The 26726-nt window shown below is 67.2% G+C and carries 17 protein-coding genes; 3 read left to right on the top strand and 14 right to left on the bottom strand.

Features of this window, described 5'->3' with window-relative positions; translation table 11 throughout:
• Window positions 1–2: 2 nt before the first annotated feature.
• The 5 genes from RG19_RS16365 to RG19_RS16345 form a co-directional block, all read right to left on the bottom strand.
• On the bottom strand, window positions 3–1025 hold the full coding sequence (locus RG19_RS16365; protein ID WP_058836204.1) for an NAD(P)H-dependent glycerol-3-phosphate dehydrogenase: 1023 nt from the start codon (window positions 1023–1025) through the stop codon (window positions 3–5).
• Window positions 1026–1028: 3 nt separating this feature from the next.
• Entirely contained in the window at window positions 1029–1550 is a 522-nt protein-coding gene (gene secB, locus RG19_RS16360; protein WP_058836203.1) for a protein-export chaperone SecB, read from the bottom strand.
• Between the two features lie 74 nt (window positions 1551–1624).
• A complete protein-coding gene (locus RG19_RS16355) occupies window positions 1625–2059 on the bottom strand; it encodes a rhodanese-like domain-containing protein (RefSeq protein WP_058836202.1) in 435 nt (144 codons plus the stop codon).
• A gap of 77 nt (window positions 2060–2136) precedes the next feature.
• Window positions 2137–2571, bottom strand: coding sequence for a hypothetical protein (locus RG19_RS16350; protein ID WP_058836201.1), 435 nt, complete (start codon window positions 2569–2571; stop codon window positions 2137–2139).
• A 61-nt stretch (window positions 2572–2632) separates the two neighbouring features.
• Window positions 2633–3121 carry a YiiD C-terminal domain-containing protein gene (locus tag RG19_RS16345; RefSeq protein ID WP_082672740.1) on the bottom strand — a complete coding sequence of 163 codons (489 nt, stop codon included), beginning with the start codon at window positions 3119–3121 and terminating at the stop codon, window positions 2633–2635.
• A gap of 74 nt (window positions 3122–3195) precedes the next feature.
• Between RG19_RS16345 and RG19_RS16340 the strand changes: the two genes are divergently transcribed.
• Window positions 3196–3978, top strand: coding sequence for a uroporphyrinogen-III synthase (locus tag RG19_RS16340; protein WP_058836199.1), 783 nt, complete (start codon window positions 3196–3198; stop codon window positions 3976–3978).
• A 196-nt stretch (window positions 3979–4174) separates the two neighbouring features.
• On the top strand, window positions 4175–5503 hold the full coding sequence (locus RG19_RS16335) for a heme biosynthesis HemY N-terminal domain-containing protein (protein ID WP_082672739.1): 1329 nt from the start codon (window positions 4175–4177) through the stop codon (window positions 5501–5503).
• Between the two features lie 6 nt (window positions 5504–5509).
• Here the strand turns inward: RG19_RS16335 and RG19_RS16330 are convergent, their stop codons facing one another.
• Window positions 5510–7075 carry a CocE/NonD family hydrolase gene (locus RG19_RS16330; RefSeq protein ID WP_058836198.1) on the bottom strand — a complete coding sequence of 522 codons (1566 nt, stop codon included), beginning with the start codon at window positions 7073–7075 and terminating at the stop codon, window positions 5510–5512.
• 257 nt (window positions 7076–7332) lie between these two features.
• Window positions 7333–8610, bottom strand: a complete 1278-nt coding sequence (locus RG19_RS16325; protein ID WP_058836197.1) for an acetyl-CoA C-acetyltransferase — start codon at window positions 8608–8610, stop codon at window positions 7333–7335.
• A 103-nt stretch (window positions 8611–8713) separates the two neighbouring features.
• On the opposite strand from RG19_RS16325, the gene RG19_RS16320 reads away from it, so the two are divergent.
• Entirely contained in the window at window positions 8714–9595 is an 882-nt protein-coding gene (locus RG19_RS16320) for a hypothetical protein (RefSeq protein WP_058836196.1), read from the top strand.
• 237 nt (window positions 9596–9832) lie between these two features.
• Here the strand turns inward: RG19_RS16320 and RG19_RS16315 are convergent, their stop codons facing one another.
• The 7 genes from RG19_RS16315 to RG19_RS16290 all read right to left on the bottom strand — a co-directional run bounded on the left by RG19_RS16315 (window position 9833) and on the right by RG19_RS16290 (window position 26594).
• Window positions 9833–10438: a superoxide dismutase family protein gene (locus RG19_RS16315; protein WP_058836195.1), complete on the bottom strand. Its 606-nt coding sequence runs from the start codon at window positions 10436–10438 to the stop codon at window positions 9833–9835.
• Window positions 10439–10503: 65 nt separating this feature from the next.
• Window positions 10504–11067 carry a superoxide dismutase family protein gene (locus RG19_RS16310; protein WP_058836194.1) on the bottom strand — a complete coding sequence of 188 codons (564 nt, stop codon included), beginning with the start codon at window positions 11065–11067 and terminating at the stop codon, window positions 10504–10506.
• Between the two features lie 103 nt (window positions 11068–11170).
• Window positions 11171–12592, bottom strand: a complete 1422-nt coding sequence (gene ntrC, locus RG19_RS16305; protein WP_058836193.1) for a nitrogen regulation protein NR(I) — start codon at window positions 12590–12592, stop codon at window positions 11171–11173.
• Window positions 12585–13631, bottom strand: a complete 1047-nt coding sequence (locus RG19_RS16300) for a two-component system sensor histidine kinase NtrB (RefSeq protein ID WP_058836192.1) — start codon at window positions 13629–13631, stop codon at window positions 12585–12587. The genes ntrC and RG19_RS16300 overlap by 8 nt, the downstream gene beginning before the upstream one ends.
• 204 nt (window positions 13632–13835) lie before the next feature.
• Complete coding sequence (locus RG19_RS18335; protein WP_162267096.1) at window positions 13836–14276, bottom strand: hypothetical protein; 441 nt, start codon at window positions 14274–14276, stop codon at window positions 13836–13838.
• Between the two features lie 14 nt (window positions 14277–14290).
• Window positions 14291–19675 (bottom strand): RHS repeat-associated core domain-containing protein, encoded by a 5385-nt coding sequence (locus RG19_RS16295; protein WP_162267095.1) that lies wholly within the window; start codon window positions 19673–19675, stop codon window positions 14291–14293.
• A 46-nt stretch (window positions 19676–19721) separates the two neighbouring features.
• Entirely contained in the window at window positions 19722–26594 is a 6873-nt protein-coding gene (locus tag RG19_RS16290) for an IPT/TIG domain-containing protein (RefSeq protein WP_058836190.1), read from the bottom strand.
• Between the last annotated feature and the right edge of the window lie 132 nt (window positions 26595–26726).

The raw sequence follows: 26726 nt of genomic DNA, 5'->3' as shown, positions 1-26726 counted from the left end.
CGTCAGCCGAACAGCTTGGCGGGATACTCGGACTTGCGCTCGCGCGCCATCAGCCGCGCCAGACCTTCGGCGGGTGTGATGTCGCCATGCAGGACGTCGCGGACGTTGGCTGCGATCGGCAGGTCGACGCCGTGGCGCTCGGCCAGGCGCATCACCTCGTCGGCGGTCTGCACGGACTCGACCACCTGACCGATCGCACGGACTGCGTCCTCCAGCGGCTGCCCACGTCCGAGCGCGAGGCCCAGGCGCCGGTTGCGCGACAGGTCGCCGGTGGCGGTGAGCACCAGATCGCCCAACCCGGCCAGGCCCATCAGGGTTTCGGGGCGGCCGCCCATCGCCACGTTGAGGCGCAGCATTTCGTTGAGGCCGCGAGTGATGAGCCCTGCGCGCGCATTGAGGCCCAGATTCATGCCATCGGCCACACCGGTGGCCACCGCGAGCACGTTCTTCATCGCACCGCCCAGTTCGGCACCGCTCATGTCGGTGCCGGTGTAGGCGCGGAACGCCGGACCGTGCAGCACTTCGGCCACTTGTTCGGCGAACGCCTCATCGCGCGCATGCACCGTCAACGCGGTCGGCAGGCCGAGCGCGACCTCCTTGGCGAACGACGGGCCGGTGACCACCGCGAGCGGCACCTCGGGGCCGAAGCGATCGGCCGCGACCTCGTGCAGGAACCGCCCCGAGCCCGGTTCGAAGCCCTTGGTCGCCCAGGCCACGCCGGCGTCGGCGGGCCGCAGCGGCGCGACGGCATCGAGCGTCTGCGCGAACGCATGCGACGGCACCGAGACCAGCACGAGGCCGACGCCGTCGAGCGCCGCCGCCAGGTCGTCGGTGGCGCGCAGCGCCGGCGGCAACGGGATATCGGGCAGATAGCGGGCATTGACGTGGTCGCGGTCGATCGCGGCCACGGCAGCGGCATCCCGCCCCCACAGCACCGTGGGGACGTCGTGGCGGGCGATGAGGGCGGCGAGCGCGGTGCCCCAGGAGCCCGCCCCGAGGACCGCGACAGGACGTCGCGCGGTCATGGATCAGGCGTTGCCGACGGTCTCGCCGCTGGCTTCCGCCTGCTGCGTGGTGCGCTGGCGCACGCCTTCGGCGTACAGGGCGTCGAAGTTGATCGGCTGCAGCAGGAACGGCGGGAAACCGCCGGCCTGGATCAGCTCGCCGAGCAGCTGGCGCGCGTACGGGTACAGCACCGACGGGCACTGGGTGCCGAGCATCGCGTCGAGCTGCGCCGGCTCGAAGCCGGACAGGCCGAACACGCCGGCCTGCGCCACTTCGGCCACGTAGACGGTGTTGTCCTCGGCCAGCGCACAGGTCAGGGTGATCTTGAGCACCACCTCGTAGCCGTTCTCGCCCACGCGCTGCACGGCCTGGTTCAGGCTCATGTTGAGCTGCGGCTGCGCCTGCTCGTTGAAGATCTGCGGCGCCTTGGGCGACTCGAAGGAGACGTCCTTGACGTAGATCTTCTCGACGGTGAACTGCGCGCCGGTGGGCTGCGCGGGCGGGGTGGCGCCGTTGCCGTTGGCGGCAGGCTGTTGCTCGGACATGGTGGTCTCCAGCGGAATGCGTGATGAGGATGTGAGGGATTATGGCATCGCCGCGCGGCGATGCCCGGCCGCGGTCAGCGGCCTCGCTTGAGCGGAAGGTCGGCCTGCTGCCACGCGCCGATGCCGCCTTCGAGCAGGTACACCTGCTCGAAACCGGCCTTCTTCAGGCGTTTGGCGGCACCGCCGGCGATGTGGCCGGTCTTGCAGACCAGCACCACGGGCAGCGCCTTCGCTGCGGCGATCTGCTTATTCTCGGGGTCGAACTGGCTCATCTGCACGTTCTTCGAGCCGGGGATGTGACCCTTCTCGAAATCGCCGATGGGCCGCAGGTCGACCACCAGCGCATTCTCGCGGTTGACCAGCGCGGTCAGCTCGGCGGGACGCAGGGATTTGAAACCACGTGTCAGGCGGCTGATCTCGGTGTAGATCAGCGCCACGGTGATGCCGGCCAGAGCCGTCGAGAGCAGGGGGTTGCGGCCGGCGAAGGCCAGCAGTTCTTCGAACGTCACAGGATGGTTCACGGCAGAACGGCGGGCGGCGATTGTCGCCTACCCCGGGGCGGGGCGCAAAACCGCCGGTCGGCGCGCTACTCCCCGCCCCACAGATCGGGCAGCCCACCGGTCAGCCACCAACGGCCGGCGGCCTCGTCGTAGCGCCATTGTTCGCTATAGCGAACCGTGCGTTCCGCCATGGTGTGGCGGTTGATCACCCCGATCCGGACCTCGCGCACGGCGGTTTCGCCATCCGACTGCGCGGCCAGCTCGCGATAGCCGGAAATCTGGACCTGCTCGTAGCGCTGGAACTGCAGGTCGGTCATCGGCTGCGCCTCGCGCACGTCCGGATCGACCAGATTCCAGGCCCCTTCGAAGTCGCCCCAGCGGATCGCGGCCGAGTACATGTACTGCATGCGTTCGAGCTCGCTGGCCTTCTTGCCGCCGCTGGCGCAGGCGGCCAGCACCGCGAGCATCAGCATCGCCAGCAATGCGCGCGCGGTCGGTCCCACCGCACGTGGCGTGCGCATCGTCCCCATTGTTCGGCTCCCCGGCCTCATGCATGTCGCCGGCATGGTAGAGGGCGAGCGCTCAGGACGGAACCGCCGGCGTGCGCAGGATCGCGGCATAACGCATCCGCGCCTCGGTGGCGACGGCACCGCCGGGCAGTGGAATCTGTGTCACCACGGTGGCGCGGGCGCGGCCCCGGGCGCGCAGGGTGGCGAGAAACACCGGCCAGGCATCCTCGACATCCAGGCGCGCATGCGCGGTGAGATCGGCCAGCAGCGGCGCGCGGTAGCGCACCTCGCTGTCGGCAACGAACACATCGGCATCCAGGCCCGCCGCCTCCACCCGCAGCGTGACCAGCCCCCAGGCCGTGGCCGTCATCAGCGATACCAGGCTGCCGCCGTAGGCCGAGCCCTTGTCGTTGCGGTGCAGCGCCAGCGGGGCCGACAGCGACAGTGCGCGTCCGTCCCAGCCGGCAATGGAAATCTTCATCGCCGCCACCGGCGGCATGCCGTCGAGGTGGGTTCGCAACCGGGCCAGGGCCTCGGTATCGGAGGGGGGCTGAGTCGACATCGCATTCCTCGGGGTGGGCACGGGGGAGCCCGGCACGGCTTGCGGCAGCCCGGGCGAGGGACCAAGCTGCGCGCATGCCGTCCGCTTCCGTGCCGGCCGGTTCCGAAGGGCCGGCATCCTACGTGATCTCGCTGCGTCCTGTCGGTGGGCACGGACCGGTGGCCCGATGGGCGCAGCGCCATGGCGCGGTATTGATCGAGCTTTCGCCCTGGCGCATCGCCCATCGCGACGACGCACGCACCCGCCGGATCCTGGCCGACGCGCTGCTGGCGCCGGTCGCGGTGTTCACCAGTCCCGCGGCCGTGGCGGCTGCCGTCGCCCTGGCGCGGCTCGACGCCTCACAGGCACTCAAGCTGGCTGTGGGAGCCGGCACCCGCGCCGCCCTGACCGACGCCGGTGTCGAGACCGCCGAGGCGCCGGCGCGTCAGGACAGCGAGGGCCTGCTCGCGTTGCCCGCGCTGGCCGCCGGGCAGGTGCAGGGCCGCGCGGTCGGCCTGGTCACCGCCCCGGGCGGCCGGGGCCGGATCGCCGAGGTCCTTGCCGCGCGCGGCGCCCGGATCGTCCGCGCGGATGTCTATGCCCGCGAGCCGGTGCCGCTGGCGCTGCCGGCCCGTGCGATCCTGCGCGCGGCCCATGGCCGCCTGCTACTGCCCGTCACCAGCGGCGAGGCGCTGCAGCGGGTACTCGACACCCTGCCCGGGGACGAGGCGGACCGGTTGCGCAGCGCGCACGTGATCGCCGCCAGCGACCGTCTGGCCGCACTCGCCAGCGATCTCGGCTTCGCGCGCGTCGACTGTGGCCGGACCCCACAGCCCGATGCCTTGCTGGACCGGGTCGCCTTTTCCGCACCGGGCTGAGAAACGTCACCGCCATGCGAGCCGACCGCTCTCCGCTGGCGCTTCCTCGCGATAGCCGCCCCTGCCGGTGCCGCCGACCGGGTGGACCAGCCGCGCTCCGTGGCCCATTCATCATCTGCACGCCGCCCGAACGGAATGCCCGCTAGCGTGCAGGGATCGGCCGCAGCGGCGGCCTTGGCCTTCGGTGGAGCCGGTCATGAAAGTCCTGCGCAACCTGGTGTTTCTGCTCGTTCTGGCCGCGATCGGCGCGGTCGTGGCCCACATGCTGCTTTCGGGCGATACCGGCCTGCTGCTGATTCGCTACGGCGGCATGGACTACACCGCGAATCTGGTCGAGGCGATCGGCATCGCGCTGCTGGTCCTGCTGGTGCTCTGGGGGCTGTGGACGCTGCTGAGCCTGCCGTTCCGCAGCTGGAACCGTCACCGCGACCGCCAGGCCCGCCTGCGCCTGTCGGAAGGCCTGATGGCGCTGCACGCCGGCCACTACACCCAGGCACAGAAGGCGCTCGCGCAGGCCGAAGACGACCCGGATACGGAACCGGCCGCACGCCTGAGCGCTGCCCAGGCCGCCTGGGCCCGTGGCGACGCCGCGGGCGCACGCCGCGAGCTCGAAGGTTTCGGCGACCGCCACCCGGCGGCACGCGCGATCGCCACGGCCGAACTCGCCCTCGCCGAGGAGCGCCCCACCGATGCGCTGGTGGCCCTCGATGCGCCGTCCGCACAACCGCTGCCGCCACGCGGGCTGGCCCTGCGCGCCGAGGCGCTGGCCGCCTCCGGTCAGGCGTCCCAGGCGTACGAACTGCTCGGCGCCCTTCGCCAGCAGGACGCGTTGTCCAAGGCCCGACTGGATGAAGTCGAAGGACGCTGGGCCGCCGCGTCCCTGCAGGAGGCCGAAGACGGCAACGTCCTGGCGGCGCGCTGGGAGGCCTTGCCCAAGACCCTGCGCACCGAACGGCCGGTGGCGTCGGCCTACGCCGAACGCGCGGCCGCGCTGGGCTGGCACGAGGCTGCGGCGCGCAGTCTGGAGCAAGCCCTCGACAGTCGCTGGGACGAACGCCTGGTCACCCGTTACGGCGCCCTGCCGCTGCAGCGCGTGGAGCATCGCGCGTCCACCTGCGAACGCTGGTTGCGCCAGCATCCGGGCAGTCCGGCGCTGCTGTTGGCGCTGGCACGGCTGTCGGCCGAACAGGCGCAATGGAACCGGGCGGAGGATTACGCCCGCCGTGCGATCGAACAGGGCGCGGGTGCCAACGCGTGGGAAGTGCTGGGCGACACCTGGCTGGCGCAGGGCGACGAGGCAGGCGCCCGCTTCGCTTACGGCAACGCGCTGCGCGCCGGGCGCGACCAGCCGGTGGCGGCCCTGCCGCCGCGCGAGCGGATCACCTTGATGGCCCCCGAGGCGGCGCCCGAAGCGGACCCGACGATCCAGGCGGACCCTGCATTCCCGGAGGCACGGACGACACCCACCGCCACCGGACACGACGTGCCGCCGCCCGACCCGACATCCCCGCGCGACCCCCGCTGAGCCCGGTCAGCGCATCGGGATGCCCAGCTGGGCGGGCGACCCGATGCGCACCCCGCCGACCAGCGGGCTGACACCGCCATAACGCGGATCCACGGTGTCGATGACCAGCACCAGGCGGTGGCCGGGTGGCATCTCCCAATGGGTGGCTTCCAGACGCATCTCCACCGTCTGCGCGCGACCGGGTGTCGCGCCGCGCAGGCTGTAGGGTTTGTGGCTGATCAGAGCGCCGTTGCCGAGTCCGTCGACACTGTAGAGATACGCGAACAGGCTGGTGTCGGCCTGTTCCGGCACCACCTCGATCCGCAGGTGCGGCATGCCGGCCACGGTGCGTGCATGCCAGGCCGGCGCACCTTCCCACACGCCTGCCGCAAGCCTGCTCACGCCGGGAATCCAGCTGTAGGGCGCGACGCCCAGCCCCTGCATGAACCCGCTGATCATGACCGTGCCCGAATGCGCCAGCGTCGGCAGACCGGTGACGATGCGATGCGACCATGCCGGAGCCACCGTGCTCCCCATCGCGCCGGTCGGGCGCAACAGCCCGCGCGGCGCGCCCAGGTGGTGCACCACCTCGGTCGCGCGCACGGCCTGCCAGTCCGCATAGGCCGCGACATTTCCGCGCTGCGAGTACAGGTGGACCGGGGGCTCCGCATCGAGGCCGTCGTCGTGACCGCGCAGATGACGGTCGAACCAGCGCCCCACCTCGTCGTAGGCCAGATTCGGCAGGCCCAGCGCGCCCGGCAGCTCGGCGGTCGCGTGATCGCCGTGCACCATCACCAGCCGCTTCGCGCCTTCCAGCGCTTCGTGGAAGTCCACCATCTGCCCCGGCGGAAACAGACTGTCGTTGTAGGCATTGACCAGCAGGATGGCCGGGCGCGACTCGGCCAGCGCGGCCAGTTCGCCCACTGCGCCGCGCTCGGGAATGAGCGGCAGCAGGCCTTGCACCGCATCGTCGCCGCGTCCGGCCAGGATCAACCGGGTGGCCGCGGCGAGTTCCGGGCCGGGACGACCGGTGGCGGTTCCGGCCACCACCAGCAGGGCGCCACCCTGTTTGCTGAAGGTCTCGTTGGCGTAGAGCGAGGCTTCCAGGTCGGCCCAGCCGCTGAGCGCGGCGACCGCCCGGATGCGCGGATCGCGCGCGGCCGCCAACAGGCTGACGCCGGCCCCGTACGAGATGCCGGACGCGCCGATGCGCGCGGGATCGGACGGCGTGTTGGCGAGCGCCCAGTCGATCACCGCGCTCACGTCTTCCACCGTGGCCGCCCCGGCGATATCGATCCGGCCTTCGGAATCCCAGAACCCGCGCGAGGTGTAACTGACCACCACGTACCCCTGCCGCGCGAGCACCTTGCCGCGGCCGACGTACTCGAGATTGGGCACCGCCCAGCTCGACGGCATCACGACCAGCGGGAAGGGCCCGTCGCCCTGGCCTTGCGGCGTGATCACCACCGCGCCGAGGGCGGTGCCGTCCCAACCGGCGATGCGTTCGTACCGGACGCCGGGATCGACGGCGTGCGCTGGCAGCGCGACGACCCATCCCCACCACAGCGCCAACCCGATCAGGATGCTGCGCATGCCCCGCCTCCGCCGCGCCAGTACGCGGGTGTATGGTCGAAGCCCGACGCTAGCGGCGCTCGCCGCGGGGGATCAAGACGCGGCGCAGCACGCGGGTGGAGGCGCGCCCAAGACGCTCGCCTGCAGCGTGCACGCGGAGACCCGTCGCGACCGTGCCGCCATGTCGCTGGACAGGCCTCGTCGGCCCGGCGTTCGGTATCCGGAGACCGATGCCCCGATTCGATGTCCGGAAGGCGCTACGCCCCGCGGCTCCGGACTCAGCGCTCCAGGATCGCGACCACGCCCATGCCGCCGGCGGTGCAGATCGAGATCAGCGTGCGTCCGCCACCACGCTCGGCCAGATGCTTGGCTGCGGTGGCGACGATGCGTGCGCCGGTGGCCGCGAACGGGTGGCCGGCGGCCAGCGACGAGCCCAGCGGATTGATCTTCGCCGGATCGATGCGGCCCAGCGGTGCCTCCAGGCCCAGCCGGTTGCGGCAGTACTCCTCGCTCTCCCAGGCACGCAGGGTGCACAGCACCTGCGCGGCGAACGCCTCGTGGATCTCGTAGACGTCGAAGTCCTGCAGGGTGAGGTTGTTGCGGCGGAGCAGTTCGGCCACGGCGACCGTCGGCGCCATCAACAGGCCTTCGCCATGGACGAAGTCGACCGCCGCGGTCTGCGCGTCGCGCAGCCAGCACAGCGGCGTGTGGCCATGGGCGGCCGCCCATTCCTGGCTGGCCAGCAGGCAGGCCGACGCACCGTCGGTCAGCGGGGTGGAGTTGCCGGCGGTCAGGGTGCCGCGACCCGAGCTGCGGTCGAATGCCGGCTTGAGCGTGGCGAGCTTCTCGATCGACGTGTCCGGGCGCAGGATGTTGTCGCGCGCCACGCCACGGAAGCTCACCACCAGATCGTCGAAGAACCCGCGCTCGTAAGCGGCGGCCAGCTTGTGGTGCGACGCGGCCGCCAGCTCGTCCTGCGAGTCGCGCGAGATGTTCCACTCCTTGGCCATGTCCTCGCAATGCTGACCCATCGACTTGCCGGTGCGCGGCTCGGCCACGCCCGGGAAATCCGGCTTGAGCTCGCGCAGGCGGAAGCCCTTGAACGCGGCGAGCTTGTCCTTCGGGGTCTTCGCCGCCGCCGCGCGCAACAGGCGCCGACGCAGGGTCTGGCCGTAGACGATCGGCACATCGGAGGTGGTGTCCGAGCCACCGCCGATACCCGATTCGATCTGCCCGGTGGCGATCTTGTTGCCGATGGTGATGATCGAATCCAGCGACGTGCCGCAGGCGCGCTGCAGGGTCATGCCGGGCGTGAGCGCCGACAGCCCCGACGACAGCGCCGCCTCCCGGCCGAGGTTCCAGTCGCTGGAGTGCTTGATCACCGCCCCCATCGCCACCTCGCCCAGTTGCTGTCCGTGCAATCCGTACTTCTCGACCAGCGCGCCCAGGGTGCGGACCGACATCCCGAGGTTGCCGACATCCGCGTAGGCGGTGTTCTGGCGGCAGAACGGAATACGGACGCCACCCAGTACGGCGACGGGACGACCTGACGGCATGGGGATCTCCTCGGGGGATGGCCCGGTCGACCATGACGGGTCGACCGCGATGGGCATAATGTGGGCCGAGTTTACCGCCGCCGTCGTGGACGGCCAATCACCGATGTCCGATCCCTCGCCGTCCTCCGCTCCCGTGATTCGGGCCGCCCTCGCGCTGGAACTCTCGGCCGACGACGGCACCCGTCGCGATGCCCTGCCGCAGGCCGACGTGGGCGCGCTGGCCGAACGCATCGCACGCGACCTGGCCGGCTTCGTGCCTGCTGCGGCATCGCTCGACCTGATCGCCGTGGGCGCGCATTACGACCCGATCGAACTGCTGCGACCCGGCTGGCCCGTGCATCACGAACTCGACCACCTCGCCGCGCGCGCGCCGGGCGATGCCGGCGCCCGGGTGATCGCCTTCGGCAGTCACGAGGGGCGCCTTCCCGGCGCGTTGTCGCCTGCAGCCGAATACGCAGGCGGCCCGTTGCGGCTGGTACCGCTGGTGCTGCGCGGCGACCCGGCCACGGTGGCGGCGGTCGGCGACGCGCTCGAGCGCGACCTGATGGAAACCGGCATGGCCGGCGCCGACACCGCGTTGCATGCGCAGGAGGCCTTCGGCGTGGCGATCGAACATGCCCGCTACCTGACGTTGCACGATCTGCTCGCGATGACCGCCATGCAGTACGAACACGCCGGCCTGGAGCCGCTGTGGCCGCTGCTGGAGACCGCGCTGCTGTCGCCGCACGACGAGGCCTGGCTGGACGTCCTTCCGGAGCCGCTGGTGCATTACGCCGACGGCGAAGCCCGCATCGCCTTGTTTTCCCCGGCCGCCTGGCGGGCGCGCTACGCGGGAGACGGCCAGGACGATGCACAGCTGGCGCGCGGGTTCGCTCACTTCGAAGCGCGACAGCGGCAGTTCGACGCCGTCTTGCGCGCGCACGGCATCGCGGTGCGATTCGATCACTGCCCGGGCGATCTGGATCCCCGCGCCAGCGTGGCCTGAGGCGCCGCCGCGCGGCGGATGCAGGCATCCATCCGACCGCACGGCCGTAGACGCGCTCCATGGCCACGACCGCCGCCTCACGGCAGACGTTCGACGGCCGGCATCGTCGCGGCCATGGGCCGGTTCTCCAGGGACGCGGGCCGATCCGTGCCACGCACGCGAAAGAAACCCCGCACGCCGAAACGTGCGGGGTCCGTTTTTCGGCAGGCCCGACGGGGCGCGGCCTTGCTTACGTTCTTACGGCGCCGCCTGGATGATGCCGCAGGCCAGACGGTCGCCGGCATCACCGGTCGGCTGCGAGGTGTAATCGTCGGCGTCGGCATGCACGATCACGGCCTTGCCGACGATGTCGGTCGACGCACCGTCGCCGATGGTCGCGCCTTCGAGCGTGTTGTCGACCCGGGCCACACCCTGATCGTCCGCGGTCAGGTTGTCGCTGTCGCCGGCATGGTGCTCGCCACCGCCGACACGGCCGTGGTCGTTCGAATCCGGATTGAAGTGACCACCGGCGCTGGTCGCGTCGGGCGCGCTGCAATCGCCGGTCTCGTGCACGTGGAAGCCGTGCTCGGTGCCCGCCGGCAGGCCGGTGATCTCGCCGCTGACACGGATGTTGTTGTCGGCCATCTCGAAGCGCAGCGTGCCGCGCACGTCGTTGCCCTCGGTGGGATCGAGCGTCGCGGTGGCGGCCATGATCTCGATCGAGGCGGTCGGTTCGCCCGTCGGCGCCATCGGCGCGGTCTCGGGTGCGGTGCCGGGCTGGTCGACGTCGGCGGCATCGGGCGCCGATGGCGAACAGGCCGCCAGGACGGCGGTCAGGGACGTGGCGAGCAGGATCCTGCGCATGGCGTGGCTCCGATGAATGAAATGAATGGGGCGCCATCTATACCCCAATGCGTGTTGCGTCGGCGTCAGTACGCGGCGTTGACCACACCGCACGCCACCCGCGCGCTGAAGGATCCCGGCGTCGCCCCCATCACCACCAGTGCCCGGTCGGCGATGTCGTTGGGCGCGCCGCCGCCCAGCACCGCGCCCGGGATGCGCATGTCCACCCGCGCGACGCCTTCGCCGTCGGCGACGATGCGGTCGTAGTTGCCGCCCACCACCACGCCGCCCTGATCCGGGCCTGCGGCGGGATCGAAGTACGGGCCGGCGCTGGCGGCATCCGCCGCACTGCAGTCGCCGCGCTCGTGCACCTGCAGGCCGTGCGCGCCGTTGCGCACCAGGCCGCCGATCTCGCCGGTGACGCGCACCCCACCCTCGGCCGGCTCCAGCCGCACCCGGCCGCTGACCAGGCTCCCCGATGCAGATGCGAGCACCGCACTGGCCTCGCGCGCGGTTCCCACCGTCGCCAGACCCGGCACCTGGGCTGCGGGCGGCGCGGCCGAGACGGGCGGCTGTGCCGCAGGACGGGGTGCGCTGGCGCAGGCGGCCAGCGCCAACGGCAGCAGCAGGGCGAACAACGAACGATCCATGGCGGCGAACTCGGGCTCGGGGGGAGACCACGATAAGCGGCCTTCGCGGTCGAGGAAACGGGTGTTCCGATCGGGCAGCGGACACCGTCCGCACCCCCGGCCCTCATCCCCGGCCGGGCCGGGGTCCCAGCTTGCGCGTCAACGTGTTCCGTCCCACGCCCAGCCGAGCAGCGGCCTCCGCACGTCGGCCTCCGGTGTGCGCGAGCGCCACGTCCAGCAGCACCGTGTCCAGGCGCTCGCGCGCCTGCGCGTGCAGATCCGGCGTGCCGGCGGCGAGTTGTCCGCGCGCCCAGTCCGCCAGCGCATCGTCCCAGGCCGATGCCGACGCCGCAGACGTGCCCGCGTCTGCACTTTCGGGCGACAACGCATCCTGCACGTCGTCGGCACGGATCGTCTCGGCCGGCGCGAGCGCGGCCAGGCGCCAGCACAGATTCTCCAGCTCGCGCACGTTGCCCGGCCAGTCGTGGGCCATCAGGCGTCTGCGGGCGGCGGCATCGAGGCGTTTCACCGGCGCGTCGAAGCGCTGCGCCGCCGAGGCGAGGAAGGCGTCGGCCAGGCGCGGCACGTCGTCGCGTCGGTCGCGCAGCGGCGGCAGGCGCAGGCGCACCACGTCGAGCCGGTGCAGCAGGTCGGCGCGGAAGCGACCGTCGCGCACCAGGGCCTCGAGTGGTTGGTGGGTGGCGGCGATCACCCGCACGTCGACCCGGATCAGCTCGCGCCCGCCCACACGGAAGAACTCGCCTTCGGCCAGCACCCGCAGCAGCCGCGTCTGCAGCGACAGCGGCATGTCGCCGATCTCGTCGAGGAACAACGTGCCGCCATCGGCCTGCTCGAAGCGACCGATGTGGCGGCGGTTGGCGCCGGTGAACGCCCCGGCCTCGTGGCCGAACAGTTCGCTTTCCAGCAGCTCGGACGGCACCGCCGCGGTGTTCATCGCGACGAACGGACGGCGCGCGCGCGGCGATTCGCGATGCAGCGCCCGCGCGACCAGCTCCTTGCCGGTACCGGTCTCGCCGGTGACCAGCACGTTCAAGGGTGCCTGTGCGAGGCGGCCGATGGCGCGGAACAGTTCGCGCATCGGCGGGGTCTCGCCGATCAGCGTGTCACCCGGCTCGTCGGCCACGACCGGCGCCGAGGACATGTCGTCGGATACGACGGGCTGCAACGTCCGCGCCGCCAGCGCGACGGCATCGTCGAGATCGAAGGGCTTCGAGAGGAAGTCATGCGCGCCGCCGCGGAAGGCGCCGGCGGTGCTGGCGACATCGGTATAGGCCGACATCACGATCACCGGCAACTGCGGATACGAGACCTTCAGCCGCTCCAGCAGCACGAGGCCATCGTCGCCCGGCATGCGGACATCGGTGAACAGCAACTGCGGCACCGGGCGCGCCCCGAGCGCGGTCAGCACCGCCGCCGCGGAATCGAAGCCGGCCACGTCGTAGCCGGCTTCGGCCAGCGCCGCCGACAGCACGTAGCGGACGCTGCGGTCGTCGTCGACCACCCAGATCCGTGGCGGCTCAGTCATCGCGCGCGCCCTCCTCGTCGGCCGCGGCCAACGGCAGCAGCAGGGTGAACACCGTATGCCCCGATCGCGAACGGTAAGCCAGCGAGCCGCGGTGCTCGCGCGCGACCTGCTGCGCCAGCGCCAATCCCAGTCCTGTGCCGTCGGCGCGGCCGGACACCAGCGGCAGGAAGATCTGCTCGGCCAGTTCCTCCGGCACGCCGCGCCCGTCGTCGACGATCTCCAGCCGCAACGCCCGCGCATGGACGACATCGCCGATGCGCACCGCATGCTCGATGCGGGTGCGCAGGGTCACGTTGGCGGCACCGGCCTGGATCGCGTTGCGGACCAGGTTCCAGATGGCCTGCACGAGGCGGTCGGCATCGCCGGTCATGTCCGGCAGGCTCGGGTCGTAGTCGCGGGCGAGTTTGACGATCCAGCCCGCTTCGGCTTCGGCCAGCGGCAGCACGCGCTCCAATACCGCGTGGATATTGAGCGGCTCGTGCGGGTCCGGCGGTGCGGGCGCCAGCAGATCGTCGACCAGTTGGGTCAGCCGCGCGACCTCGGCCTGGATCAGCCCGAACAACTCGACCGACGCCGGATCCGGCGTGCGGCGCGCCAGCAACTGCGCCGCGCCCTTCAGCCCGGCCAGCGGATTGCGCAGCTCGTGGGCCAGCCCGCGCAGCGCCGCCGACAGCGCACTCGGCAAGACCTGCAGTGGATCGTCGCCGGGAAACTCATCGACCGGATGCGCCTCCAACCGCCAGCCGCCGCCCTCGCGCCGGCTCAGCCAGCCGTCGGCGAAACGTGGCGTGCTACCGAGAAAGGCCAGCTGGATCCGGCGCAGGCGGAGCTGATCGCTGTCGACGTCATCGGCGGTCAGCGCCCGCCGCAGCATGTCGCCGTCGGCCTCGAGCGCCGCCAGCGGCTGGTCCAGCAACCGCCGCACGCTCACCCCCAGCCACCGCGCGAAGGCGAGGTTGCAGCCCTCGATACGGGCGTGGTGGTCGGTCCAGGCGACGGGGGTCAGCAGCTGGTCGAGGGCGAGGTCGGGAGCCGGCATCGCACCAATTTAGTGCATCAAATCTGACAGAGCGAGCACATCCGTGGCATCTATCCAGCACAGACCTTCAGAAGAATATCGAGTGCGCCCCAAATCCAAAGTAGGCGCCAATAGTCAGCCAGCGAAAAACAGACGCCCGCAAAAAATTCCGCGTGACACGAAATCCAATTCTTATTCTTCTCAAGTCAGAGAGAAATCCTATCTTTAGATTCGACCATGCTCCGCCTTGTCGATCTGATTCGAATAACTACTTTGGACAAGACCTCTAACTGCACCAATCACTTTTACACTTTTGCGTTTATACCATCGCCCCGCTTTCTTGAATTCAACACTGAAAAGCAACCCTCTGTAAAAAGTTACGTGAGCCACTTCCTTGCGCCCTTCCACCGCAACGGTCACTTCGATCAACATATCGTCGTATGAACTTTCGGCCAGCTTCACCAAATGGCGGTCGCGCGGATACCTAATAACACATATCCTTCCGGATGACATTCTATCAACGAAAATTCCATTCAAGTTGGATCTCACTACGGAAGCATCAGCCTCATCCATAACGCCAAGCGCCTCTTCGATGACCAGTAATTCATACGGCCGTAGGCTCCAGCTACCTTCCCCACATATAAATTTTAAAAAATGTAGAAACATGGACAGACCAATAGTTAGTTACAACCGCATCCTGAGCCGGCAACAGCAGAGCCAACTGCCCCTGAAGCTCCACTTCCTTTCATCCAGTCGGGCGTTCTGTCCAGGCCTCTCAATGGACCGGGAAGTCGCTCACCCATATCTCGCCACCCTCGCGGGTATCGGCTTGCATCGTGTCGATAATGACGAGCTGGACTCGTCCAGCTACCATTAAGGCCTCCACGTTGATTGAGCGCCCTGTTGAGGCGACCACTGGTGAATCTGTCAACGAACTTTTTACCCAGCGAATGAGACCATTCCTTCCCAGTTTCTCTTGTGAGCGAGCGAGAACCATAGCGGAGGAAAGCGGCTTTACTTATCCCACCACCTAGCGCGCCGATAGCCCCTGCCAACAGGATGTCGCCCGCACTGGCACATGGATTCGTCGCGTATTCCAAAAGCATGCCGATCCCGGCGCCCACCGCCATCGGGACGAACTCGCCGGTCGGATCGGTATGGTCAACAGGATTACCGAGTACATACGCATAGAGGTTTAAATCCCCTGCAGCCAGCTCCAGAGGATCCTCACTCAGAAAGCGCCCCATTCCAGAATTAAAATAGCGTGCACGGTAATAATAAATTCCATTCGCGTCTTGTTCACGCCCTGTGTACCGATACGGATTTTCCACTGCCACATCAACCGAATGCGTGCCACCGTAAGGATCGTATTCGTAACTCTGGACAATACCTCCAGCATTATCGGTTAGCATCCGCGTACTGCCCAGCGCATCCGTCAAAAAGTAATACCGACTGACTCCTTCCCCTCTTGCGAACCGCTCATCGATGTTGAGGCCGGCAAGAATCGGAACGACAGCTCCCCCTTGTGTCTCCTGCACAGGATCGAGCCCGTCATATAGATATTCGGTACTCGAAACGCCCTCCCCTTTAATGTTCCTACGGCCGAGCACATCGTAGCCGAAGCTCGCGATGGTATCCGCGCCTTGCGTGATCTCAATCAGTTGATCGCGCGCATTCCAAACATAATTTCGAGAGCCATCATTGGTCAGATTTCCATTGAGATCATAGGTCAGCGGAAGGCCGTTGTGCTGTGTTTGCCGATTGTTGTCGTCGAATGCATTGGGGCCCGCGCTCGCGTCCGGAAGCACCTGCGAGGCAAGCGTACCGGTCTGTACCACCCGTTGGCCTGCTCTGTCATATCCGTAGCCAAGCGTATGCAGCAAACTGCCATCCGGACGATGCCAGGCAATACCTCCAAGCTGGCTCGCCTCGTTGTAGGCATAACCGGTCTCGACACCATTTGGCAGGGTCAGCCTAGTGACGCGATCAAGGTCGTCGTAATCGAACGCCACCACCTCGGCGCCCTGCAGAATCCGGGTTAAGCGGTCGTTGGCATCGTAGTGGTATTCCGTTTTCGGCTGGCTCGCCGCAGTCATCGCGGTCCGGCGGCCGACATTGTCGTACTCGTAGGCAATATTGCCCTGGGGACTGATGGCTTCGATCACCCGATCAAGATCGTCGTAGATCCATCCCAGCGCGCCCGAGGCGGTGTCGTCGAGGCCCAACAGGCGGTCAGCCTCGTCGTAGGTGGCGGCCACGGTGTGGCCGTCGTCATACGTAGTCGTGCTCGGCCTGCCGAGCGCATCGTAGGCGAACGAGGTCAGCTGCCCCTTGCGATCGGTATAACCCGTGACCCGGTTCATGGTGTCCCAGGTCCATGTTTCCACCTGGCCTAAATGGTCGGTGCGCTCGATCAGACGATCGCGGTTGTCGTACTCGTAGGTGATGCCGCTGCCGTTGGGCATCAGCACCGCGGTCACGTTGCCGTTCGGGTCGTAGGCCATCTCGGTGACGTTGTCGGCGGCATCGACGAATCTCACCACCCGGCCTTCCGCGTCGTACTCGCGACGTGTGAGATTGCCCAATGCATCCTCCACGCCGATGATCCGGCCGAGGGCGTCGTGGCGGAACTGCACACTGCGGCCCAGAGGATCGGTGACCGAGGCGAGGTCGGCACCGACGTATCCCAGCGTGGTGACGTTGGAGAGCGCGTCGATCACGCTGTTGGGCTGCCCGCCCGCATCACAGGTCATGCGCGTGCTGACGCCCAGCGGATTGGTGATTCGGACCAGGCAACCGTTCTGGTAGTCGAGCGTGGTGGTGCGCCCCAGTTCGTCGGTGATCGATCGGAGATCGCCATCCGAGGTGTAGGCCACGGATACCGTCACCGCATCGGACGTGTCTGCCAGGTGAGTGACCCGGGTGACCTGCCACTCCGCGTTGTAGCTGTACTCGGTACGACGCCCCAGCGGATCGATGCGGGCTGTCATCTGGCCGAGGCTGTTGCGCTCGAAATGGAAGGTCTGTTCGAGATCGGTGCCGTAGGCCAAGGTATCGGAAACTGGATATAGGCCGTCGTCGTCGTCGAATACTACCCGGCGCTGGCTGCCGTCCGGATGGGTCACCAGCGTGCCTCGCTTGTTATCGACACGATGGAAGTAATCGATCTCGTAGACACCGCCATCGGCCACCGTCTGCTTCGTGGCGCGCAGGAAATTGGGGTCATTGATGCCGGTGCCCCATTCGTTCTTCAGCAGCACGTTGCCGCGACGATCGTGGACCTCGCGGATGCGATGCATCGCCGAGGAGAAATTGAACGTCTCGTAGTGATAGCTGCGCTCGGTGCCGTCCGGATACGTCACGCTGTGCAGCAGGCCGTTGCTGTTGTAGCTGTACTGCCAGGTGGCACCGAGTGGATCGGTCGCCTGGCGGATGCGGTTGTTGCTGTCGTACTCGAGGTCGATGTAGCGCCCGTTTGGGGAGACGATGCGCCGGATCAGACCCGCGTCCTGCACGAACTCCGTCCGATTGCCGTGGCGGTCCTGCGTCCACAGCAGGCGGTTCGGGTTGGTTCCGGAGAACTGCATCATCGAGCCGTCGCGCATCGTCAGCCTGTAGCGGTACCCGCCATCGCTGATGGTCTGGACTACTGCCCCCGAGAACGACGTGGTGCCGTAATGGCGCCAAGATCCGTTGGCACCGCTTCCGCTGACGCGGTTAAATCGCAATGGCGCGCCGCTCGGCAGCACGAGTTGCAGCACGTTGGTGCTGGTGCCACTGACGGCGTGCAGCCGGTAGTTGAAGTTGCTGGACGTTCCGATGCCGAAGTCGCGGCGTTTCAGATCACGCGGGCTGTAGGTGCGCGACAGCGAGATCGGCACGATATCCGCGATGCCGATGTCGGTCTCCTGATAGCTGAACTGGCCCGTGCGCAGATCGATCGGATCGCCGGCCGTGGCGTTCTGACCCGTCCCCGCGTTGCCCTCGCCGCAGCTCTGGCATTCCGGCGGCAGATCATCCTCCGGGGCGGGGTCGTTGGTATTGACGGAGTAACTGCCGCCCATCGTCTGATGCAGGGCGACACCAGCCTCGGGCGCGAACCGACTTTCATCCGTGGTCACGCGCCCCTTGCCGTAGACGCGCCAACCCTCTGCAGGGTCGTAGATCCAGAAGTCCGCCTGGGTGCCGGCCGGATGCTTGTCGTAGTTCGGGTAGAGAATGCGGATCCCGCGTGCGGATTGCGGATCCAGGCCCTGGATGACCGCACCGCCCGGCTCGATGGTGAAATACATCGGGTAGTTTTCGGCCACCGGGAACGGCGCACGGTTGACCGGGGTGGGCACGAGCGCGAGCTCCCGGACGATCCGGCCCTTGCGATCGCGGAACACCGTGCCTGCCGGCACATGCACCTGCAGGCCGGGCATGTCGGGGTGGGTCAACACCACATCGCGCTGCAGAGGCGATGCAATGGCGATCTTGTCCCGCGCGCTGATCCGCGGGAGATACATCGTGTAGTCGAGCTGGTTCAGCGTGCCCTGACGGATGTCCACACCCACCACGAACTGACCGTACTCTGTGCCGGCCGCGTTGGCTGTGGTGCCGTCCACGTACAGTTCGTTGCGCCCAACCGGAGCCTGGTAGAGCCAGAACCGGCCTTGGGCATCGGTGTATGCCGAGAGATTTCCGATACTGACCTCGACTCCGGAAACCGGGACACCGTCTACACGCAGGATCTGTCCCGTCAGCGTGGTCAGGCCGACGGCTTCGGTGACGCGCGCCATCAGCTGGGTGGACATCAAATCAGGCTGCCGCCCGAGCGCGCGCCAGCGGCCTTCGGTGCTGTCCTGCCCGGGCGTCCAGATGCCTTCGTCCAGAAGGGCATATGCCACGCACGGGGTCGCGCGGCGCTCTCGTCCCTGACAGTACTTCGCGGTCTCGGGCCCGTGGGAGGCATCCGCTCGATCAGCAGCTTCGCCGCGACGCTTATCTTCGTTCCCGGCATCGACATCAACATCGACCTCCGCTCTCAGCGCAACCGTCCGGAAGTCGAGGACGATGTCGTGTACCGGATCACCATGATCGGTGAGTGCGTCCTCGACGAACAATGTGTAGGGCGTATCGGGGAACAGTTCCTGCAGCGGCGTCACGAAAGCCAGACGCCCGTCTTCCACGGTGACGATACGCACCGGCGTCGCGCCGCCTGGGCCGAGCAACATGACATGGTCCGGGTTGAGCGTCCCACCGGCCAGACGGTGGCTGAAACGCAACGCGATGCGGGTGCTGGTGCCGACATTGGCCGCTCCCTGAGTCGGCAACGATCCGGCTAGTCCTGGCGCCTGGGGGGGCAATGCCGATGCATCCGCGCGGTCCACCGTTGCGAGGGCCGGATCGAAAATCAGATCCTGAGACGCAGCCCCGCTCCCGAACAAACGCACTTTGCCATCGGTCCGCAGCTCCGCCCGGTGGCCGACTCGAGGAACGGAAGGCCCGGCAGGGAGTTCGGTGACATCATTCGTGCCTTCGCGCCACAGAGTGTAGGGTGCGCCTTCGAAGCGACCGCCCGCGAACAGGACACGACCATCAGTCAACACGGATGCTGTGTGCCCCGATCGGGAAACGATGGGCAGATCGGCCGTTTCGAGCGTTCTCAGCTCGGGGTCGAAGACGAGGCCCGTGCCGTGGTTCTCCCCGATACGGTTAACGCCACCCCACAGCAACACGCGGCCGCTGGGCAGCACCGTAAGAGTCGCGTGCCGCCGGACATCGGCGAGCTGCCACGTCCTCACGGCCCGAGCGGGCGATTGCGTCCACAGCGTGATGGACGATCCATCGGCTGCCAGCGTCAACCAGCCGCCCTCGGGAAGCTGGACACGCCGCTCGACCGACACAATGCCCTGCAGGGGATCGCGCCGCACATCGCTATGGGGATACGCCGCGGCCTGGGCCGCAGCGGTCGATGTCGAGGCGATGCCTGGGAAATGCCCGGATGCGCTGCTTGCGGACACGACACCCAGCGCCATTCCAATGAGCGCGGCCTTCCAGCCACCACGATATGCACGGTTCATGTGCTTGCTTCCTTTCTCGCTTATGCCGGTCTTCCAGGAGTCCCCATCAACGCTCGACGAGCGTGATCTCGCTCGACAACGACGCACCATCGTATGGATCCACGAGCAGGTAGTACGCGCCCGCCACCGGGATGGCCGGAATGCTCAACGTCGTTCCGGTCGCGGTATTGGTGGTGGCCAGCTGCGTACCGTCGGGGCGATAGATGCGGTAGTAGGACTGCTTGCCCGCGGGAATCGCGACCTGCCCTGACACGCGCAGCGCGAGCGTCTCGCCGGCGGTCGCGTCGAACCACAGCCGTGCGTTCTGGCCGCGACGTGGCAGCGACAGCGTCTGCGGCACATCGCGCGCCAGTGTTCCGGCGATATCCACCGACAGCGTCGACGTGAACGACATCGTCTGCCCGGTCGCCTCCGGTGTCACCGTGACCTGGTAAATCCCGGTCTGGTTCGCCGACAAGTTGAAACCGCAGCCGCCGCTGCTCTGGGAACAGGCCGTGGCGTTGACGAGACTGGTCCCGTCCGGCCGGCTCACTGCCACCCGAACCAAAGATCCACTCGAGACCACCAGATCGCTGATTCCCAGACCCAGCCGCTGGCCTTCTTGTGCGCTGAAGTTCATGTACACGATCTGCCCGGGCACCGTGGTCTCGTACCCGGCCGGATCGTCACCAACATCGACATCGTCTGTCGTGCCGCTGGCCAACAGTACTTGCGAGGCCAGGGTCGCGCCGTGGTAGGGATCGACCACGACGGTGTAGTCGCCAGTCTCCGGCAGGTTGGGCAGGTTCAGCGTCGTGGCGGTGACGATGTTCGTGCTCGCCAGCTGGGTGCCGTCCGGACGGAACACGGTGTAGTAGGACTGCCAACCCACCGGCACTGTCGTCTGACCCGACATCCGCAACGTCACCGTTTCACCCGCCGTGGCACTGAACCGCAATCTCGCGTTCTGGCCCCGGCGCGGCAGCGTCACCGCCTGGGTCACATTGCGTGGAAGGGTGCCGATCAGGTCGTTCGACAACGTGGTCTTGAAGCTCGACGTCTGCGTCGCGCTCTGCGGCGTCACCACCACCGCGTACGTGCCTGTCGTGCCGATCGACAGGTTGAAGCCGCAACCGCCATTGCTCTGCGAGCAGTTGACCGACGATTGTTGGCTGCCATCCGGACGTAGCACTCGCACGCTCACGTAGGACCCACTGGACACCACTAGGTCGCTGATTCCAAGGCCTAGGCGCTGGCCTTCGGTCGCCTGGAAGGTCAGGTAGAGATTCTGTCCGGGAATTCCGAGTTCATGATCGCCCTCTGTCCCATCGATTTCTTCTCCACCGGCCGTACCGCTGCTCAGCACGATCTCCGCCTCCAGCGACTCGCCGTCGTACGGATCCACGAACACCAGGTACTCGCCGGTCTCCGGCAGCTGCGGCAAGTTCAGCGTCGTCGATGTCGCCGTGTTCGTGAAGGCCAGCTGCGCCCCGTTCGGCCGGTACACGCGGTAGTACGCTTGCCGGCCCATCGGCACCGTCGCCTGCCCGGCGACCTGCAACGCAAGCGTCTCGCCTGCCTGAGCGTCGAAGGTGAAGCGCGCGTTCTGGCCGCGGCGCGGCAACTGCAGCGTTTGCGGTACATCACGCTCCAGCATCCCTCGCAGATCAGCCGACAGCGTCGTCTTGAACGACATCGTCTGGCTCGTGGTCTGCGGGGTGATCCGCAGGGTGTAGGTTCCCGTCTGATTCGGCGAAAGATTGAACCCGCAACCGTCGTTGCTCCGATAGCAGATCGTCGAATTGACCAGCGCCGTGCCATCCGGGCGCAGCACGCTCACATTCACGTAGGTACCGCTCGAGATCGCCAGCGCGCTGATACCAAGGCCCAGGCGCTCACCTTCGGTGGCCTGGAACGTCTGATACACGTTCTGGCCGGGCACCGTCGTTTCGTATTCGCCGACCTCGCCCCCGACCTCGCCTTCGCCAGTCGTGCCACTGGCCAGCAACACCTGGGATTCCAGGGCGGCGCCGTCGTACGGGTCGACCAGTACGTAGTAGGCCCCGGTTTCCGGCAGATTGGGGAAGTTGAACACCGCGCCGGTCGCCGTGTTGGTGGTGGCCAGCTGCGTACCGTCGGGGCGATAAATGCGGTAGTAGGACTGCTTGCCCGCGGGAATCGCGACCTGCCCTGACACACGCAGCGCGAGCGTCTCGCCGGCGGTCGCGTCGAACCACAGCCGTGCGTTCTGGCCGCGACGTGGCAGCGACAGCGTCTGCGGCACGTCGCGCGCCAGTGTTCCGGCGATATCCACCGACAGCGTCGACGTGAACGACATCATCTGACCAGTGGTCTGAGGCGTCACGGTCAGACTGTAGATGCCCGTCAGGTTCGCCAGCAGGTTGAAACCGCAACCGCCATTGCTCTGGTAGCAAGCGGTCGAGCTCACCAGGGCTGTTCCATCGGGGCGATTGATGCGTACGTTCACGTACGCGCCGTTCGACACGGACAATTCGCTGATGCCCAACCCAAGACGTTGACCTTCCTGAGCGGAAAAAGTGGTGTACACCGTCTGCCCAGGCACGGTGGTTTCGTACTGCGCGGGCTCACCGTCAACTTCGCCGTCGCCGGTCGTGCCGCTGGCCAGCAACACTTTTGAAACTAATGCCGCACCGAAGTAGGGGTCAACCACCACCACGTACTCGCCCGATTCCGGCAAGTTGGGCATGTTCAATGTCGCTGTAGTCGCCGTGTTCGTACTCGCCAGTTGGGTGCCGTCCGGACGGAACACGGTGTAGTAGGACTGCCAGACCACCGGGACAGACGCCTGTTCCGATACCCGCAGAGCCAACGTCTCACCGGCGGTGGCCGTGAATCTCAGGCGCGCATTCTGGCCGCGGCGAGGCAATGCCACGGTTTGCGCTGCATTGCGCGGGAGAGTGCTCACCAAGTCCGTCGACAATGTGGTCTTGAAGCTCGAGGTCTGCGTCGCGCTTTGCGGCGTCACCACCACCGCGTACGTGCCCGTTGCGCCGATCGACAGGTTGAAGCCGCAACCGCCATTGCTCTGCGAGCAGTTGACAGACGACTGCTGGCTGCCGTCCGGGCGCAGCACTCGCACGCTCACGTAGGACCCACTGGACACCACTAGGTCACTGATTCCAAGGCCTAGGCGCTGGCCTTCGGTCGCCTGGAAGGTCAGGTAGAGATTCTGTCCGGGAATTCCGAGCTCGTGATCTCCCTCGGCGCCGTCGATCTCTTCCCCGCCAATGGTCCCGCTGCTCAGGAGGATCTCTGCTTCGAGAGACGCGCCATCGTACGGATCCACGAACACAACGTACTCGCCACTCTCCGGCAACTGGGGCAGGTTCAGCGTCGCCGACGTTGCCGTGTTCACCACCGCAATCTGGGTGCCGTCGGGCCGATGGACGCGGTAATACGCCTGCTTCCCCACCGGAATCGTGGCCTGACCGGCGACTTGCAGGGCCAGCGTCTGGCCGGCTTCCGCCTCGAAGGTGAAGCGCGCGTTTTGGCCGCGGCGTGTCAGTTGCAGTGTCTGCGGCATGTCGGGCTCAAGCACGCCGACCATGTCTGCCGAAAGTGTCGTCCTGAACGACATCATCTGGCTTACCGACTGGGGCGCCACCGTGATGCCATAGGTGCCGGTCTGGTTCGCCGTGAGATTGAAGCCACAGCCACCATTGCTCTGATAGCACACCGTCCAGCTGACCAGCGTGCTGCCGTCGGGCCGGGTGATCAGCGCCTGGACGTAAGTTCCACTGGAGACGGCCAAGTCACTGATCGCCAGGCCCAGACGCTGTCCTTCCGTCGCCTGGAACGTCAAGTAGACGTTCTGGCCCGGCACTTCGGTGCGGTACTCGTTCACTGCCCCGCCGATCTCACCATCGCCGATGGCCCCGCTCGCCAGCAGGAGTCGCGACTCCAACGCTGCGCCGTCATAAGGATCGACCAGCACGTAGTAGGCGCCGCTCTCGGGCAGGTTGGGAAAGTTGAACACGGCACCGGTCGCGGTGTTCGAGGTGGCCAGTTGCGTCCCATCCGGACGATAGATGCGGTAGTAGGATTGCTTGCCTGCCGGGGTCGTCGTCTGATCCGACACCCGTAGTGTCAACGTCTCTCCTGCCGTCGCGTCGAACCACAGCCGTGCGTTCTGGCCGCGCCGTGGCAACGCCAACGTCTGCGGTACGTCGCGTTCCAGCGTCCCGACCATATCCACCGACAGCGTCGTCCTGAACGACATCGTCTGTGCGGTAGTCTGTGGCGTCACGGTGAGGCTGTAGACGCCTGTTTGGTTTGCCGAAAGATTGAACCCGCATCCGCCACTGCTTTGCGAACACGTCGTCGAGTTCACCAGCGCCGTACCGTCCGGACGATTCACCCGCACGGTGACGTACGACCCTGTCGAGACTGCCAGGTCACTGATACCCAGACCCAACCGCTGTCCTTCCTGCGCAGAGAAGGTGGTGTAGACCGTCTGACCCGGCACCGTGGTGTCGTACTGGGCAGGGTCGCCACCCACTTCACCGTCGCCTGTCGTGCCGCTGGCCAGCAGCACCTGCGAAGCCAGCGTCGCACCATGGTAAGGGTCCACCAGCACGGTGTACTCACCCGTTTCCGGAAGGTTGGGCATGTTCAGCGTCGTGGCAGTTGCCGTGTTTGTGCTCGCCAGCTGGGTACCGTCCGGCCGGAACACGGTGTAATAGGCCTGCCAGCCCACAGGGACCGCCGTCTGCCCCGAGACACGAAGTGCCAGCGTTTCGCCAGCGGTCGCCGCAAACCTCAGACGTGCATTCTGGCCCCGGCGCGGCAATGCCACCGCTTGCGCTGCGTTACGCGGAAGGGCTCCCACCAAGTCCGTCGACAATGTGGTCCTGAAGCTCGACATCTGCGTCGCGCTTTGCGGCGTTATAACCACCGCGTACGTGCCCGTCGTGCCGATCGACAGATTGAAGCCGCAACCCCCGTTGCTCTGCGAGCAGTTCGCCGACGATTGTTGGCTACCGTCCGGCCGCAGCACCCGTACACCGACGTAGGAACCACTGGACACGACCAGGTCGCTGATACCCAGGCCCAGACGCTGACCCTGCGTCGCATGGAAGGTCAGGTAGAGATTCTGGCCAGGAATGTCCAGCGCGTGTTCGCCATGCGCGCCGTCGACCTCCTCCCCGCCGGCCCTGCCGCTGCTCAGGACCACGCCTGCCTCCAAGGAAGCACCGTCATACGGGTCAACGAGTACCACATACGTACCGGTCTCCGGCAACTGCGGCAGGTTCAGCGTCGCCGATGTCGCTGTGTTGGTCACCGCAAGCTGGGTGCCATCTGGCCGATAGACGCGGTAGTACGCCTGCTTGCCGACAGGAACCGTCGTCTGCGCGGCAACCTGCAGCGCCAATGTCTCGCCGGCCTGCGCGTCGAAGGTGAACCTGCCGTTCTGGCCGCGGCGTGGCAACTGCACTGCCTGCGGCTCGTCGCGTTCCAGCACGCCGGACACGTCCGCCGACACCGTGGTCTTGAACGACATCGTCTGACTACCGCTCTGCGGCGTCACCGTGATGCTGTAGTACCCACTCTGGACGGGCGACAGATTGAATCCACAACCGCCGCCGCTCTGGTAACACATCGTCGAACTGATCGACACCGTACCGTCGGGACGCGACAGACTCACGCGCACATAGGTGCCGCTTGAGACACCCAGATCGGCAAGGCCGATACCCAGGTGCTGGCCTGCCTCGACCGGCAAAGCCAATCGCACACTTTGGCCAGGCTCCGTCTGCGTCACCAGTGGCTCGGCCTCGGCATGCACGATCGGCGCCCGCTGCAACCGCACTGACCATGCCGCCGGTCCCGTGGCTGGACGCATCAGGAGCAAATAGGTGCCAGTCGCCGGCAATCGGGGCATCAGCAGCGTCGGGCTGGCGACGGTGACGGTCCCGCTGGCGATCGGCCGGTTCACGGGATCGAACAGGGTGTAGGCAACATTTCCCGTCAAGCTGAAGAATTGCGCGTTCACGTAGTCGCCCAACGCGCCGTCGAACAAGGCCGCCGAAGAATCTCCTGTGGCTGCGACGCCGAACGCCTCGATCGCTCCGTCCAGATGAACGCGCTTGGATTCGGTGACGGTGGCGGCGTTGGTCCCCGGCGGAACGACCAACACGTCTTGCGCGCTCGTCGCGATGCCGAACGGCGTCTGTACGAACACCTTGCCGCTTCCGGTCGACGACGGGATCGCGAAGACCACCGTGCTGTCTTGAACCAAGCTGAGTGGAGCAGGGCGCAGATTGAGGCGGGCCGATGTCTGTCCGGTGACCGGGGACAAGTGCTGACCCAACACCGTGATCGGCGTGCCGGGAGTACCGATCAGCGGCGACACCGACTGGATGACCGGTGGTCGGGACGCCGGATCCACGACGAACGCTGTCGTGCTGCTGGCGCTCGCCGCATCGACATCCACACGCACCGGCCCGGTGGTCGCACCCACCGGAACCACCGCGATCAGCTCGCCCGTGCTGGCGGACTCAACCACCGCGGGCACACCGTTGAAGGTCAGCGCGTTCTGTGCGGCGATGCTCGCAAAGCCGTGGCCCTGGATGCGCACGCGCACACCCGGTGCTCCACGGCCAGGGGTGAACGCGAAGATCGCGAGATCGCCTTCACCCAGGCGCTCGACGCGCAGCAGGTTGCCCATCGCGTCGTAGACATAACGCGCCGACTCTCCCGCATCGTTGGTCACGACCACGAGTCGACCGTTGGCATCGTAGACATACGACGTGGCCAGAGCCCGACCGGCGAGCGCGGCAAGCACGAGGATGCACAGCGTCACCGCGGCCCATGCGGAGAATCTCCGGACACCCGCGCCGATGACCACCCGGCACCATCCGGTCACGCGCGGGCGATGCCACCCACGGTCGATCACATCCATGTCGCTCTCCTCGAGCCCAGGCAGCGTCCTGCTGAAATGTTCGTGCGCTGCGGTAGCGCACGCCCCTGCGCATGTCTTACGCTTCGCGCATTAAGGCGTCAAGAAAAATCTGAATCCAGGACTGGAGACTCC

This window comes from Luteimonas abyssi (assembly GCF_001482195.1).
Classification (GTDB): domain Bacteria; phylum Pseudomonadota; class Gammaproteobacteria; order Xanthomonadales; family Xanthomonadaceae; genus Luteimonas; species Luteimonas abyssi.
Note: the sequence above shows the minus strand (reverse complement) of the source record. Positions and strands in the feature narration are given on the sequence as shown.

Bases quoted from the DNA above. Each gene is read 5' to 3' on its own strand.
- RG19_RS16290 (WP_058836190.1), bottom strand. From the start codon at position 26,594: ATGGATGTGATCGACCGTGGGTGGCATCGCCCGCGCGTGACCGGATGG.
- RG19_RS16330 (WP_058836198.1), bottom strand. From the start codon at position 7,075: ATGCGCAGCATCCTGATCGGGTTGGCGCTGTGGTGGGGATGGGTCGTC.
- RG19_RS16345 (WP_082672740.1), bottom strand. From the start codon at position 3,121: ATGTCGACTCAGCCCCCCTCCGATACCGAGGCCCTGGCCCGGTTGCGA.
- ntrC (WP_058836193.1), bottom strand. From the start codon at position 12,592: ATGACTGAGCCGCCACGGATCTGGGTGGTCGACGACGACCGCAGCGTC.
- secB (WP_058836203.1), bottom strand. From the start codon at position 1,550: ATGTCCGAGCAACAGCCTGCCGCCAACGGCAACGGCGCCACCCCGCCC.
- RG19_RS16365 (WP_058836204.1), bottom strand. From the start codon at position 1,025: ATGACCGCGCGACGTCCTGTCGCGGTCCTCGGGGCGGGCTCCTGGGGC.
- RG19_RS16335 (WP_082672739.1), top strand. From the start codon at position 4,175: ATGAAAGTCCTGCGCAACCTGGTGTTTCTGCTCGTTCTGGCCGCGATC.
- RG19_RS16350 (WP_058836201.1), bottom strand. From the start codon at position 2,571: ATGCGCACGCCACGTGCGGTGGGACCGACCGCGCGCGCATTGCTGGCG.
- RG19_RS16315 (WP_058836195.1), bottom strand. From the start codon at position 10,438: ATGCGCAGGATCCTGCTCGCCACGTCCCTGACCGCCGTCCTGGCGGCC.
- RG19_RS16300 (WP_058836192.1), bottom strand. From the start codon at position 13,631: ATGCCGGCTCCCGACCTCGCCCTCGACCAGCTGCTGACCCCCGTCGCC.
- RG19_RS18335 (WP_162267096.1), bottom strand. From the start codon at position 14,276: ATGTTTCTACATTTTTTAAAATTTATATGTGGGGAAGGTAGCTGGAGC.
- RG19_RS16320 (WP_058836196.1), top strand. From the start codon at position 8,714: ATGTCCGATCCCTCGCCGTCCTCCGCTCCCGTGATTCGGGCCGCCCTC.
- RG19_RS16325 (WP_058836197.1), bottom strand. From the start codon at position 8,610: ATGCCGTCAGGTCGTCCCGTCGCCGTACTGGGTGGCGTCCGTATTCCG.
- RG19_RS16295 (WP_162267095.1), bottom strand. From the start codon at position 19,675: ATGAACCGTGCATATCGTGGTGGCTGGAAGGCCGCGCTCATTGGAATG.
- RG19_RS16310 (WP_058836194.1), bottom strand. From the start codon at position 11,067: ATGGATCGTTCGTTGTTCGCCCTGCTGCTGCCGTTGGCGCTGGCCGCC.
- RG19_RS16340 (WP_058836199.1), top strand. From the start codon at position 3,196: ATGCCGTCCGCTTCCGTGCCGGCCGGTTCCGAAGGGCCGGCATCCTAC.